The organism is Waltera acetigignens, assembly GCF_025567015.1.
GTDB lineage: Bacteria > Bacillota > Clostridia > Lachnospirales > Lachnospiraceae > Acetatifactor > Acetatifactor acetigignens.
Map to the genome: position 1 here is coordinate 240,807 of NZ_JAOQJO010000001.1, position 13,551 is coordinate 254,357.

The 13,551-nt window shown below is 47.5% G+C and carries 11 protein-coding genes and 1 tRNA gene; 11 read left to right on the forward strand and 1 reads right to left on the reverse strand.

Features of this window, described 5'->3' with window-relative positions:
• Positions 1–28: 28 nt before the first annotated feature.
• The 7 genes from aroQ (at position 29) to gdhA (ending at position 6,173) form a co-directional block, all read left to right on the forward strand.
• A complete protein-coding gene (aroQ, locus tag OCV96_RS19565; RefSeq protein WP_117464990.1) occupies positions 29–463 on the forward strand; it encodes a type II 3-dehydroquinate dehydratase in 435 nt (144 codons plus the stop codon).
• A gap of 107 nt (positions 464–570) precedes the next feature.
• On the forward strand, positions 571–1,128 hold the full coding sequence (gene efp / locus OCV96_RS01175; RefSeq protein WP_022154943.1) for an elongation factor P: 558 nt from the start codon (positions 571–573) through the stop codon (positions 1,126–1,128).
• A 175-nt stretch (positions 1,129–1,303) separates the two neighbouring features.
• A complete protein-coding gene (locus OCV96_RS01180) occupies positions 1,304–2,200 on the forward strand; it encodes a DUF5688 family protein (RefSeq protein WP_262593275.1) in 897 nt (298 codons plus the stop codon).
• Between the two features lie 117 nt (positions 2,201–2,317).
• Positions 2,318–2,389 (forward strand) — tRNA-Arg (locus OCV96_RS01185).
• Positions 2,390–2,486: 97 nt separating this feature from the next.
• Positions 2,487–3,701 carry an SH3 domain-containing protein gene (locus OCV96_RS01190; protein WP_227063281.1) on the forward strand — a complete coding sequence of 405 codons (1,215 nt, stop codon included), beginning with the start codon at positions 2,487–2,489 and terminating at the stop codon, positions 3,699–3,701.
• Between the two features lie 449 nt (positions 3,702–4,150).
• Entirely contained in the window at positions 4,151–4,609 is a 459-nt protein-coding gene (locus OCV96_RS01195) for a hypothetical protein (RefSeq protein WP_022313316.1), read from the forward strand.
• Positions 4,610–4,826: 217 nt separating this feature from the next.
• Positions 4,827–6,173 (forward strand): NADP-specific glutamate dehydrogenase, encoded by a 1,347-nt coding sequence (gdhA, locus tag OCV96_RS01200; RefSeq protein ID WP_117464903.1) that lies wholly within the window; start codon positions 4,827–4,829, stop codon positions 6,171–6,173.
• A gap of 162 nt (positions 6,174–6,335) precedes the next feature.
• Here gdhA and OCV96_RS01205 read toward each other — a convergent pair whose 3' ends face one another.
• Positions 6,336–9,008, reverse strand: a complete 2,673-nt coding sequence (locus OCV96_RS01205; protein ID WP_262593276.1) for a transglycosylase domain-containing protein — start codon at positions 9,006–9,008, stop codon at positions 6,336–6,338.
• 161 nt (positions 9,009–9,169) lie between these two features.
• Here OCV96_RS01205 and OCV96_RS01210 point away from each other — a divergent pair, with 161 nt between their 5' ends.
• The 4 genes from OCV96_RS01210 (at position 9,170) to OCV96_RS01225 (ending at position 13,513) form a co-directional block, all read left to right on the forward strand.
• Positions 9,170–9,817 (forward strand): YigZ family protein, encoded by a 648-nt coding sequence (locus tag OCV96_RS01210; protein WP_262593277.1) that lies wholly within the window; start codon positions 9,170–9,172, stop codon positions 9,815–9,817.
• A 261-nt stretch (positions 9,818–10,078) separates the two neighbouring features.
• Positions 10,079–11,428: a magnesium transporter gene (gene mgtE / locus OCV96_RS01215; protein WP_022313311.1), complete on the forward strand. Its 1,350-nt coding sequence runs from the start codon at positions 10,079–10,081 to the stop codon at positions 11,426–11,428.
• Between the two features lie 214 nt (positions 11,429–11,642).
• Entirely contained in the window at positions 11,643–12,311 is a 669-nt protein-coding gene (locus OCV96_RS01220) for a hypothetical protein (RefSeq protein WP_262593278.1), read from the forward strand.
• 236 nt (positions 12,312–12,547) lie between these two features.
• Positions 12,548–13,513, forward strand: a complete 966-nt coding sequence (locus OCV96_RS01225) for a hypothetical protein (RefSeq protein ID WP_227063291.1) — start codon at positions 12,548–12,550, stop codon at positions 13,511–13,513.
• Positions 13,514–13,551 lie beyond the last annotated feature (38 nt).

A 13,551-nucleotide genomic window follows, 5' to 3' on the forward strand; every position in this document is an offset into this window, starting at 1 on the left:
CATACAGAGAAAAAAGGAGAGAAAAAAGATGAAAATTCTGGTGATCAACGGACCGAATCTGAATTTTCTGGGAATCCGTGAGAAAAAGATCTACGGAACACAGGACTATCAGTATTTACTGGATCTGATCGACAAAAAAGCAAAAGAAACCGGAGAGGAGATCCAGGTGTTCCAGAGCAACCATGAAGGAGCCATCATCGACAGGATCCAGGAGGCTTATTCTGACGGAACGGAGGGGATCGTGATCAACCCCGGTGCCTACACCCATTACAGCTATGCCATCCGGGATGCTCTGGCAAGCGTGGATATTCCCAAGGTGGAGATTCATATTTCCGATATTACGAGCAGAGAAGAGTTCCGCAAGATTTCTGTGACAGCACCGGTATGTAACAGGCAGATTTACGGACAGGGACTGGACGGTTATCTGCAGGCTATCGACTTCCTGCGGGAGAACAGGCAGTAGTTTCCCGAGAAATTTGAAAAAATTTTTCAAAAGTAGTTGAAATGTGCATGTTTTTATATTAAAATGTTAAAGAATTATGACGTGAAAATATTTAGGAGGAATACATTATGATTTCTGCAGGTGATTTCAGAAATGGTATTACCATTGAGTATGATAACAATGTTTACCAGATTATCGAATTCCAGCATGTTAAGCCGGGAAAGGGCGCAGCTTTCGTAAGAACCAAGCTGAAGAACATCAAGAGTGGCGGTGTAGTAGAGAAGACTTTCCGTCCTACTGAGAAGTGCCCTCAGGCGCGTATTGATAGAAAGGATATGCAGTATCTGTATGAAGATGGCGATCTGTACTACTTCATGGATACCGAGACTTATGATCAGGTTGCACTGAACTCTGAGACTGTAGGCGATGCACTGAAGTTCGTAAAAGAGAACGAGATGTGCAAGATCTGCTCCCACAATGGCAGCGTATTCTCCGTGGAGCCTCCTCTGTTTGTAGAACTGGAGATCACTGAGACCGAGCCCGGATTCAAGGGTGATACCGCTACCGGTGCCAGCAAGCCTGCTACCGTTGAGACCGGAGCTACTGTTGCAGTACCTCTGTTCGTTAACCAGGGCGACAAGATCAAGATCGATACCAGAACCGGTGAATATCTGTCTCGTGCATAATTGTTGAGACTACCACTGTTCTGAGCAATATCCGATAAAAGAACCTGTAAGGCAATAAGTTATCCTGTTTCGGGATGGCTTATTGCTTTTGTTATTTTCTACATTTTTACACTGGAAATACCACATGGGAAAAAGCAGGAGGGGAGCCTGCTTCGGAGAGGCATGGAGGTATTCTATGGAGATTTCTACATTTAAAGTAAAGGTACAGAAGGCTGTCAGCGAAGTATTGGGACAGGAGTATACAGTGGAACTGCGGGAAGTGCAGAAGAATAACGGAGTGCTGCTTCAGGGACTGATGATCCGTAAGGGACAGGACAATGTGACACCTACGATTTATCTTAATTCCTTCTGGGAAGCTTATGAGGGTGGTGTGACCTTTGCAGATATTATTAAGAAGATCATCAGTATCTATAAGGAGGACGGAATCGGCCGGAAGATCGATGTTTCCTTTTTTCAGGATTTTGAGAAGGTAAAGGAGAAACTGTGCTTCCGGCTGGTGAACCGGGAGAAGAACCGGGAGCAGCTGGAAAAAGTGCCGTATATTCCGATACTTGATCTGGCAATCTGCTTCTACTATGCGTTTGACGAAGCAGGAGTGGACAACGGTATGATCCCCATCTACAGATCCCATCTGGACAACTGGAAGGTGACAGACAGGGATCTGCTGGAGATTGCAGTGAAAAATACCCCCAGACTGTTTCCCGGTGAGACCATTCCCATGGAGGATGTGCTGGGAGACGCACTGCAGGAACTTCCGGAGGAAGTCCGGAGGGAATTTTTGAGGAAGGTATCCATGATGATCCTGACGAATTCCCGCAAGACTTACGGTGCCTGCAGCATTCTGTATCCCGGGATGCTGGAGCAGCTGGCAGAGCGTATCGGCGGCGATTATTACATGATCCCCAGTTCTGTTCATGAATTCCTGCTGGTTCCCAGGGAACGGGAACAGGACAGGGAAGAACTGAAGAAAATGATCGCAGAAGTGAACCGGACGGAGCTGCCGCCGGAGGAAGTTCTGTCGGACCATTTATATCTGTATTGCAGCCGGGAGAGGGAAGTAAAGATAGTGTAGAATACCGGAGTGAATATTATGTTTGAAAAAAACTGAATAATTCCAACAATTTAAACTGGACATATGTAGTGTTTTATGATATTATAGTCGAGGTGATGTAACAAATTTGTAATATTTGCATCCGTAGTCTAATGGATAGAACGGAGGCCTCCGACGCCTTTAATGCAGGTTCGATTCCTGTCGGATGCATTTACATCACCTTGATTATAGGGAGAGAGATGAGAGAAGCCGCTTGCGGCTTTTTGCGATTAAAGAACTTTTTTTCAGAATTTGGAAAGGACGCAATATGTGGAAAGAAAAATTACATTTTCTTGGAAACTATATCATAAAGCATAGTAAAGTAGTTTTGCCGGCTGTCGTTGTTGTGGCAGTGGCAGTCACCGTATCTGTAAGCCTGAGTATGAACAACCGTCACCGTGAGGAGCAGCAGAACGCAGAGAGCGCAGCGGCAGCGTCCAGTGAGATTGCTACGGAACCGACAACAGAGGATGTATCTTTGGTAGCAAATGAGGAAGGTGCGGTATATACTCTGGTAGCTACTTATTATAATGCCATGGCGACCGGTGATGAGACAACGTTACGTTCCGTTTGTGATGAGATCTCCGACAAAGACATGTATCGTTATCTGGAACTGGCACAGTATATTGATTATTATCCGACTTTGGAGATCTATACCAAGACCGGCCCGGAAGAGGGTTCGGTGATCGCTTATGTATATTACAAGATTGCATTTGTGGGTCATGAGGAAGAGGTGCCCGGTTATCAGGCACTTTATATCTGCACCAATGATCAGGGAGAAATGTATATCAAGCGCGGCGAGAACAGTGAGGAAGTCAACGATTATATCAAGACGGTAAGCACGCAGGATGATGTTGTGGAATTTAACAACAAGATCACAGTGGAATACAATGAACTGATGGTAGATCATCCGGAAGTATTGCAGTATATCAGTGAGCTGGATTCTCAGGTAAGCATTGCCGTAGGAGAGAAGCTGGCCAATCAGGTAGCCGGAGATCAGAATACAGATACCTCTGCGGAAGGCGGCGATCAGGCGGCAGACGGTCAGGATACTTCTGCCGAAGGCACAGAGCAGCCCGCAGAAGAACAGGGACCGCAGTATGTGACGACAACTACTACCGTAAATGTCAGAAGCTCCGACAGTGAGCAGGCGGATAAGCTGGGTAAAGTGGCAGGAGGTACGAAGCTTCAGGTACTGGAGCAGCGCGCCAACGGTTGGACCAAGGTAGATTATGAAGGTAAGGAAGGCTATATCAAGACAGAGTTCCTGCAGCTGGCAGAGAGCGCAGCCGGTGCCGAGACCATCGGAACCGTGACCGCTACCACCAATATCAATGTACGTGCATCCGCCAGTGAGACTGCAGATCGTCTGGGAGTTCTTTCCGGTGGCGATTCCGCGGAACTGGTCGGCACAGAAGGCGACTGGAGCAAGATCAGGTACAATGGCCAGATCGGATACGTCAAGAGTGAATATGTACAATAACAGATTTTCCAAGTTCGTAGGGGCGCGGATGCTTGCATACGGCGACCTATGAACTTGAGAAAATCGCACCTACATGAGGAAGAAGCGATTTGCGGAAGCAAATCAGCGGAATCCGAATGTAGGTAGAATTGCGAGAGCAGCGAAGGCTGCGGAGCAATTCGTATTGCGCGGCGAATAATAGGGCGAATGCCCGACAGCGAAGAAATGCGAAGCATTTTTGAGCGGTGCACTGCGGAATGAGGAAGAAGCAAATCAGCGGAATCCGAATGTAGGTAGAATTGCGAGAGCAGCGAAGGCTGCGGAGCAATTCGTATTGCGCGTCGAATGATAGGGCGAATGCCCGACAGCGAAGAAACGCGAAGCGTTTTTGAGCGGTGCACTGCGGGCTTGGAATAAAATAAGATAATTCAGGGAAAGCTTCTTACCAAAAACGGTAAGGAGCTTTTTCTATGAATAAAACAGGAAATCACAATCTGAAGAAACAGGAGATCAACATCTACCGGGAGATCCAGCGTAACACGGAAATGGCCATGAAGGCACTGGATGCCGTTACGGACAAAATCTACGACGACAGGCTGGCAGCCGTGGTGGCGGAACAGGAATTACAGTACTCCAGGCTGCATGACAGAGCAGTGCAGAATCTGGTGGAGGGCAAGGCCCAGACCTACCGGGAGAATGCCATGGAGAACATGATGCTGCGCTTTGGAATCGGTTATAACACCCTGCTCAACACCAGCACAAGTCATATCGCAGAAATGATCATCAAGGGCAGTAATAACGGTGTGCTGGAGATGGAGAAGGTGTTGGCACACAATGAAGAGTTTGCTGGAAGCCCCTGCCGCAGTCTGGCGAAGGAACTGATCGAGATGGAGAATGCCAACATCCGGACTCTGAAAGAATATCTATAGCATACAAAACGACCGCTTTCGGCAATTTAACGTACATCATAACGCACAAATTGTATACTTGCATACCTTTTTGTGCAATTTTTATAGAAAATGGCCAAAAACTTTTACGATTTAGTGAAATAAAGTTTATTGTACAATTAAAAAAGTCGTTTTATAATAAAGCATATGGCAACCAGGTTGTCATGAATCTGTATACCAATTGAAGGAGGACATTCAAATGTCATATGTTGATGAAGTATTTGATTTGGTAGTCGCAAAGAATCCTGCACAGCCCGAGTTCCACCAGGCAGTCAAAGAGGTTCTGGAATCTCTTCGCGTGGTGATCGAGGCAAACGAGGAAAAATATCGTAAGGATGCTCTGCTGGAGAGACTGGTAACTCCCGAGAGACAGATCCTGTTTCGTGTACCCTGGGTGGATGATAAGGGTCAGGTACAGGTAAACAACGGTTTCCGTGTACAGTTCAACTCCGCAATCGGACCTTACAAGGGAGGCTTACGTTTACATCCTTCCGTTAACTTAGGTATCATCAAGTTCCTTGGTTTCGAGCAGACCTTCAAGAACTCTCTGACCGGCTTGCCTATCGGCGGTGGTAAGGGTGGTTCCGATTTTGATCCCAAGGGTAAATCCGACAGAGAGATCATGGCTTTCTGCCAGAGCTTCATCACAGAACTTTACAAATATATCGGAGCAGATACCGATGTTCCTGCAGGTGATATCGGTACCGGCGCAAGAGAAATCGGTTATATGTACGGACAGTACAAGAGACTGACCGGCCTGTATGAAGGTGTTCTGACCGGTAAGGGCTTAAGCTATGGCGGATCCCTGGCAAGAACCGAAGCAACCGGTTATGGCTTGCTGTATCTGACCGAGGAGATGTTAAAGTGCAATGGCAAGGATATCGCAGGCAAGACCGTGGCTGTATCCGGTGCCGGTAACGTAGCAATCTACGCTATCCAGAAAGCAGAGCAGTTAGGTGCCAAGGTAGTTACCTGTTCCGATTCCACCGGCTGGATTTATGATCCCGAAGGAATCGATGTAGCACTGTTGCAGGAAGTAAAGGAAGTAAAGCGTGCAAGACTGACCGAGTATGCTGCTGCAAGACCCAGCGCACAGTATCATGAGAAGAAGAATGGTGAGCATGGTGTATGGACCGTGAAGTGTGATGTAGCTCTTCCTTGCGCAACCCAGAACGAACTGGATCTGGAGGATGCAAAACAGCTGGTTGCTAACGGCGTATTCGCTGTAGCAGAGGGCGCTAACATGCCTACCACCATGGAAGCTACCGAGTACTTCCAGAAGAACGGAGTTCTGTTCTGCCCCGGCAAAGCATCCAATGCAGGTGGTGTTGCTACCTCCGCTCTGGAGATGAGCCAGAACAGTGAGAGACTTTCCTGGACCTTCGAAGAGGTTGATGCAAAGCTGAAGACCATCATGGTTAATATCTTCCACAATCTGGATGATGCAGCCAAGAAGTACGGCATGGAAGGTAACTATGTAGCAGGTGCTAACATCGCAGGCTTCCTGAAGGTTGCAGATGCTATGACTGCACAGGGTATTGTATAGGAACATCTGAAAACATAAGGTATATCATGAGCACCGGATCGAATGTGAAAACGTTTGATCCGGTGATTTTTTTATGCAAAAAATAACCAGCCCCTGTAGCTGCGTGGAGCAGTGGTACAGGGGCTGGTATTGTTATTTCTATGGTATTCTATGGTTCACATATTATTCTTCTGTCTGCGGCTGCGCTGCAGCATTACGGGCATTGATCTCGGCCTGTTGCTGGTTGATCACAGATTCGTAGTCCGGATTGGCAAAGAAGGTTGCATCATGCTGACACTGACTTCTGGTGTTCGGTGTGCTGACAGTCTGCGTGCCATCCGGATTGTTGATGATGACAGTGGAGCCCTGCTGTAATGCAGGATCTTCTACCAGAGGCATGGTGGCAACACCGGTGTACTTGAACGGGCAGTCAGGGCTTGCGGGTAATCCGTCGTAAGCACAGATCTCGCCCTGATAGTGTACATCGCAGCTTTCCGTTGGTTCCGTACCCTCAGCAAAATACTCTGTATATACACAGCCATCGCAGAGACCGGGAATCGGGAGCTTGCCGGACTGGGAACATACCGCTACCTGTACAATACCGGAGGGAACCGGGAACTGGGTGTTAGGCAGATCCTCATGAACACGCTTCATAACTTTACGCCATAAGGTCTTGGAGACACCGTCCTCAGCGTTGTTTAGGTCAACATTGTTGTCGTACCCGGTCCAGGTAGCAGCGGTGTAGTAAGGGGTATATCCTACAAACCAGGCATCGGTAGGTCCGGTAGTAGTACCGGTCTTACCGGCGATAGCCATACCGCCGAAATTTACACGGCCACCGGTACCGGAGGTAACTACATCCTGCATAGCACTGGTCAGCAGGAAAGCGGTGGTCTCCTTGATGACCTGTCTGGTAGCCGGATTGGTGTTGTCCAGAATTACATTGCCATCGGAATCGGTGACTCTGGTGTACAGCTTCGGGGTGACATAAGTACCGCCGTTGGCAATAGCTGCGTAGGCACCAGTCAGTTCGTAAGGAGTAACACCGTAGGTCAGACCGCCCAGAGCCAGGGACTGGTTCACGTCGGACTTGATCTCGTTGCCGACCTGCACACCGTCGGTCAGAGTGGTAAATCCAAAGTTCAGCAGATAATCATAACCAAGTCTCGGAGTGATCACCGTGATGTTCTTAACTGCGATGATATTCAGGGAGTCACGGATCGCGCTTCGGATATTCTGGATGCCCCGGTAACCGGTCTTGTACCAGTTACGAACGGGAGTACCGTCTGCATAGTTAAACGGTGCATCGTTGTATACAGTAGCCAGAGTCTTGCCGGCACTGTCCAGAGCGGGAGCGTAGGAGGCCACTACCTTGAAGGTAGATCCCGGCAGACGCTTGGCACTGGTGGCGCGGTTCAGGGTTCTACGGCCCTCCTTGGCACCGCGGCCGCCGATCATGGCTACCACATAGCCGGTGTCCTGCTCCTCGATGACCATAGCGGACTGTGGCTGAGGAGTCATGGAGATAGTTTCTTCGTAATTGTCCGCATTGTCTTCCACACCCAGCTGCGCCAGCATTGCAGAACGGTAAGTGTCTACGGCCGCATAGGCATCGTCCTGGGAAGAGAAGATCAGATTGAACTTCGCACTCTGGTTCTGCTTGAACCAGGTCATCATATTTTCCTTGCTGAAATTATTTTTTGTGCCGTCAGGAGAGATAATGGTAAGTGCATAGTTCAGATACCATTTCACGTTCTCCGGATAATTGGAGGGATCTGCATATTCTTCGTTCAGAATTGCCTGAATCTTGGGATCCAGAGTGGATTCCACACGCAATCCGCCGGAGGTCAGCAGAGTCTCGGCCATGTTCTCGTTGTAACCGGACAGGATCAGATCCTGTTTTACCTGCTCATATACCGCATCAGAGAAGTAGGAACCGGTAGTGGCGTTGGCTTCCTGATAGTCAATGTCGTACAGACCAATACGCTCGTACACGGCATCGGTATCCGCCATGGCTTCATCGTATTGTGTCTGACTGATAAAGCCAAGCTCCAGCATTTTATTCAGACATTTCTCACGACGCTTTACATTCTCTTCCGGATGACGGATCGGATTGTATTTGGATGGATTTTGGGTGATGCTGGCAATGACCGCACATTCGGAAATGGTCAGTTCACTGCAGTGTTTACCGAAGTAACGTAAGGATGCGGATTCCACACCCAGGGTGTTCTGCCCCAGGTTGATGGCGTTCATGTAACGCAGCAGGATCTCGTCCTTGGAGTAGTACTTTGTAATCTCCAGTGCCAGGTACTGCTCCTGGATCTTACGCTTGATTTTTTTGATCTTGTTATTACCCTCGGAGGTCCAGTCCGTAAAGACGGTATTTTTTAGAAGCTGCTGGGTAATGGTACTGGCACCCTGGGCTTCTTCACCACCGGTCTTAAAAAACTGATAACCGGCACGGATAATACTCTTGAAATCAATACCGTTATGCTGATAGAAACGTTCATCCTCGATGGCTACGAAAGCCTTGCCCAGGTAGTCGGGAATCTCGTCCATGCCGACGGAGAGACGGTTGGAGTTGGTGCTGACGTACTGGTCAATCTCGTTGCCCTCTCTGTCATAGACGATGGTAGCTTCGCCGACAGCCACGACATCCGACAGACGGATCGTGGGGGTGGAGGAGAGGATACCGCGGAAAACACCGATACCGGCGGCTACACCGCAGATGCCGATGCCTACGACAGCGGCTAGCATGACCTTGACACAGGTCAGAGCAATTTTCCTTCCCCATTTTTGTGATTTAGAGTTGAGTGTCTTTTGCTTCGCACGGACACCTTTTTTACTATAATTCATAAAACAAGTCCTTTCTGTCTGAGATACAGACGAAAACATTATACCAAATAATGCTATGTAAATAAAGGCTTTTTAGAATTGTTTCACATTTTGGAGAAGTTATGCTACACTGAAAAAGAAAGCAAAAGAAAATAAGAATTTAAAAATAAGTGAGGCCATACATGGGTGACATGACAGCAACAGATAACTATAGAGTCCTTTTGTCCGGCGGGGAAGGCGAAATCGTGGAGAAAAAGTCCCGCTTTATCTCTACGATCCGCAAGTGTGAAACCGAGGAAGAAGCAGTGGCTTTTATAGAAGAAATGAAGAAAAAATACTGGGATGCCAGACACAACTGTTCTGCATTTATAATAGGAAGCAGAGGCGAACTGACCCGGTGCAGCGATGACGGGGAACCCTCCGGAACGGCGGGGCGTCCGATGCTGGAAGTATTGACCGGATCCGGTATCCGCAATATTGCGGTGGTAGTGACCAGATATTTTGGTGGCACATTGCTCGGCACCGGCGGCCTGGTGCGGGCCTATACCCAGGCGGTGAAGGAGGGGCTGGATCATTGTGAGACCGGCATTATGCGGAAGGGCTGCGAGCTGGAAGTGACAACGGATTATAATGATGTTGGAAAGCTGCAGTACTATTTCGGACAGCAGGGCATCGTTCCTGAGGACAGCATCTATGCGGAAAACGTAAAATTTATTTTACTTGTCCCGGTGGAAAAAGAGGATAGTCTCAGGAAAAACCTGACAGAAACCACCTGCGGAAAGGTAAAAATTGAGAAATTGAAAGAAACTTATTTCATTGACAAAGAATAGTCATAAAGTTAAAATATTATTAACAATTCAGAACCATTAAATATTGACGGATATTCGTCGAATGTTTACATTCGTAAGAATATATGTCAAGAGCAAAAGGAAAGCCTCGTAGAGGCGATTTTGCGAATGGGGTTCTGGATGGATCCTACAGAAAGGTGGTGGTTTTTATGAAGTGTACACAGAAGAGTTCTGACAACCCACTTCCGGGGCGAAGTTACTGCATAAGTTACACCCATAGAAAACATCATAAGGAGGATCATCATGGAACAGATCAAAGAACTGGAAGAAGTCTTAGAGCTTCTTAACACCAAGCAGTATACCAAACTGCGCCAGTATCTGGCTGAACTCAACGATGCCGATATTGCAGGACTTCTGGAAGAACTGGAAGAAGAGGATATGCTCAAAGTCTTCCGCATTCTTCCCAAGGACCTGGCGGCAGACGTTTTTTCCTATTTAGATATGGACAATCAGCAGAAGATCATCACCTCCCTGTCAGATAAGGAAGCAACGAACATCATCAACAACCTGATGGCAGACGATGCGGCTGACCTGCTGGAAGAGATGCCTGCCAACATTGTCAAAAAACTTCTGACCAACGCAAGCCCTGAGGTACGCAGAGACATTAATCATCTGCTGCGGTACCCGGAAGATTCCGCCGGAAGCATCATGACGGTCGAGTATGTAGACCTGAAGGAGAATCTGACGGTGAATCAGGCCATCGAGCGGATCCGTAAGGTAGGCCTCGACAGTGAGACCATCAATATCTGCTATGTGCTGGATGCGCAGAGAAGACTGGTGGGAACCGTGGCCCTGCGTTATCTGCTGCTCATGGACGGTGACGAGATCATCGGTGACATCATGCATGAAAATGTCATCTCCATCAATACCCTGATGGACCAGGAGGAAGTTGCCAGACAGTTCAAAAAATACGACTTTACAGCCATGCCGGTAGTGGACAATGAGAACCGGCTGGTAGGTATTATCACCGTGGACGATATCGTGGATATCATCGAAGAAGAGACCACGGAGGATATGGAAAAAATGGCGGCTATCGTGCCCAGTGATAAGCCTTATATGAAGACCGGGGTATTTGAGACCTTCAAAAAGCGTATTCCCTGGCTGCTTCTTCTGATGGTGTCAGCTACATTTACCGGAGCTATCATTTCTTCTTTTGAAGATGCGCTGAGCGTGTGTGCGGTACTGGTGGCATATATTCCCATGCTGATGGATACCGGCGGAAATGCCGGAAGCCAGGCGAGCGTTACGGTCATCCGTGGACTGTCCCTGAATGAGATCGAATACCGGGATGTGCCGAAGGTCGTATTCAAGGAGATCCGCGTGGCACTGATCTGCGGTATTACACTTTCCGCAGCGAACTTTGTAAAATTACTGTTATTGGATAAAGTAGGGGTGCTGGTGGCAGCATCCGTGTGCCTGACTCTGGTGGCGGCAGTAGTGATCGCTATGATTATCGGATGTCTTCTGCCGATCCTGGCGAAACGGCTGGGATTCGACCCTGCGGTCATGGCGAGTCCGTTCATAACGACCATCGTCGATGCAATGTCATTACTGGTATATTTCCGTGTGGCATCTGCAATTTTAGGGTTATGATAAGAGAATAAATGACAGGTAAAGCGTCTGCCTGAAAGCAGGCGCTTTTGACATTTTTTTGACAGGATGTTTTTTTTTAAGTACTTTTCAGCAAGCTCTTTGCAAGGATGTAAATTTTTGTTAGAATCAGGATAAATGTGAAATGTAACCGCTTTCGTTAATCTTTTTCTTAAGAGAATATTCGGGAACAGCAAAAGCAACGGAGGAATGAAATATGAGATATTTTTTTGAATCTAAAGTAGAGAAAAAGGATGTAGGATACACCATTCAGATTCCTTTTAATGTATGGGAAGTATGCCATCAGAGAGAAGTCATCAAGGGAGATATCGTTCTGGATAACAATATCATTCAGTGCGAGCTTCATCCCAAGGAGAAGGGCAATTACGAGATTGTGATCACCGATGAAGCTGCTGTAAAAGTAGAGCTGGGTGTGCCTCACAAGATCCTGTTACATATTAACGGTTCCCTGATCCGTATGGATCAGAACAGCCCTTACAGCTTTGAGAATCCAATCCGCAAGATCGACAGCATGAACGTGATCATCCAGCCCGAAGACGGTCTGTGCGGTCAGGCTTGTGTCGCAATGTTAGCCGGTGTTACTATCGCAGAGGTGATCAGCGTGATGGACTGCAGAGAGTGGCAGGCTACCATGGGCCGTGTGATCTCTGCGCTGAACTATTACGGCATTGATCATTCCGATATCATCGTTTATACCAAGGGCAAACCCGCTGTGCTGCCGAAGTGCTGCATCATGATGGAGAAGATGGGACGCTTCTGCCACTATCTGGTACATTACGATGGCAAGTTCTACGATTCCAATCTGGGCGTAATGGAAGAGTATGATATGAGCAAGCTGTTAGGTTACCTTGAAATCAAATGCTGATGGAATGCAAATCCGTATTTGCGTGATTTCGATTACCTTGTTCTATTTATAAGGAAGTTCAAAAACTGTAGGTTACACAGATGTGCCTACAGTTTTTTCATAGCAAATAGGTTAATCGGCTAAAAACCCCCTAATAGGGTTGCATGTTAACACGATAAAGTGTAAAATGGAAAAGTGTGATTTTCGTAACGCTTTAGAGCGATTACTAATTTTTTATTACAAAGGATGGGAGAAAAATGAATCAGAAAAAGAAGATTGAAAATTATCAGCAGATTGCCATGGGAACCGGATTGCGTTATGATGAAGTGGGTGGCCTGTTTCATGGGGAACGGGATGGGTTTGACTTTATCGTCTATGCACCCGATGCAAGATATCCATATATGATGGTGCTGCATACGGCGGCAAAAAGCGCTGACGGGTCGACATTTGACAAGCAGGCAGTGAAAGGGTTTCAGAAAAGCAGCAAGAAGATCGCGAGTTTTGGTCAGAAGAATCTGGATATCAGAGTATCACTGAAGGCACAGTCCAATGCGGAAAAATGTAAGGATACATTGAACGAAGCACTTGCAGCTACAACGACATTCCTGCGTACAAACAGTTACAGCCCCTGCTGTGATCTGTGCGGTCAGAATGTAGAGACCGGAGCGTTCAGAATGGGCGGTGAATACTATCATTTATGTCCGGACTGCGAGACGAAGATGCGCAGTGACATCGCAATGAAGACACAGCAGAAGGCGCAGAAGAAAGAAAACATCGTAGGCGGTATTGTAGGTGCCCTGTTAGGATCCCTGTTGGGAATGCTCAGTGTTCTGATCTTAAGCCAGTTGGGATATGTAGCAGCATTATCCGGTGTGATCATGGCGGTGTGCGTTCTGAAGGGATATGAGATGCTGGGCGGAAAACTGACCAAAAAGGCTGTGGTCATCAGCGCTGTGATCATGATCCTTATGACGTATTTCGCAGATCGTGTGGACTGGGCGATCATTCTGTTCAATCAGGGCGGCGGTGCGGAAGCAGGTTATAGTCTGTTCGAGTGTTATCGACTGATCCCTGCGGCACTTTCCGCAGAAATTATTGATATGGGAAGCTACATAGGCAATCTGGTTCTACAGTATCTGTTTGTGGCGCTCGGAGCAATTCCTACCGTTATCGGAAAAATGAAAGAGAAAAAAGAAGAAGGTATTATCGTAAGATTAAATTAAGCCCTTTGCTTTCAGCAGACAATGTGGTACAATAGTAC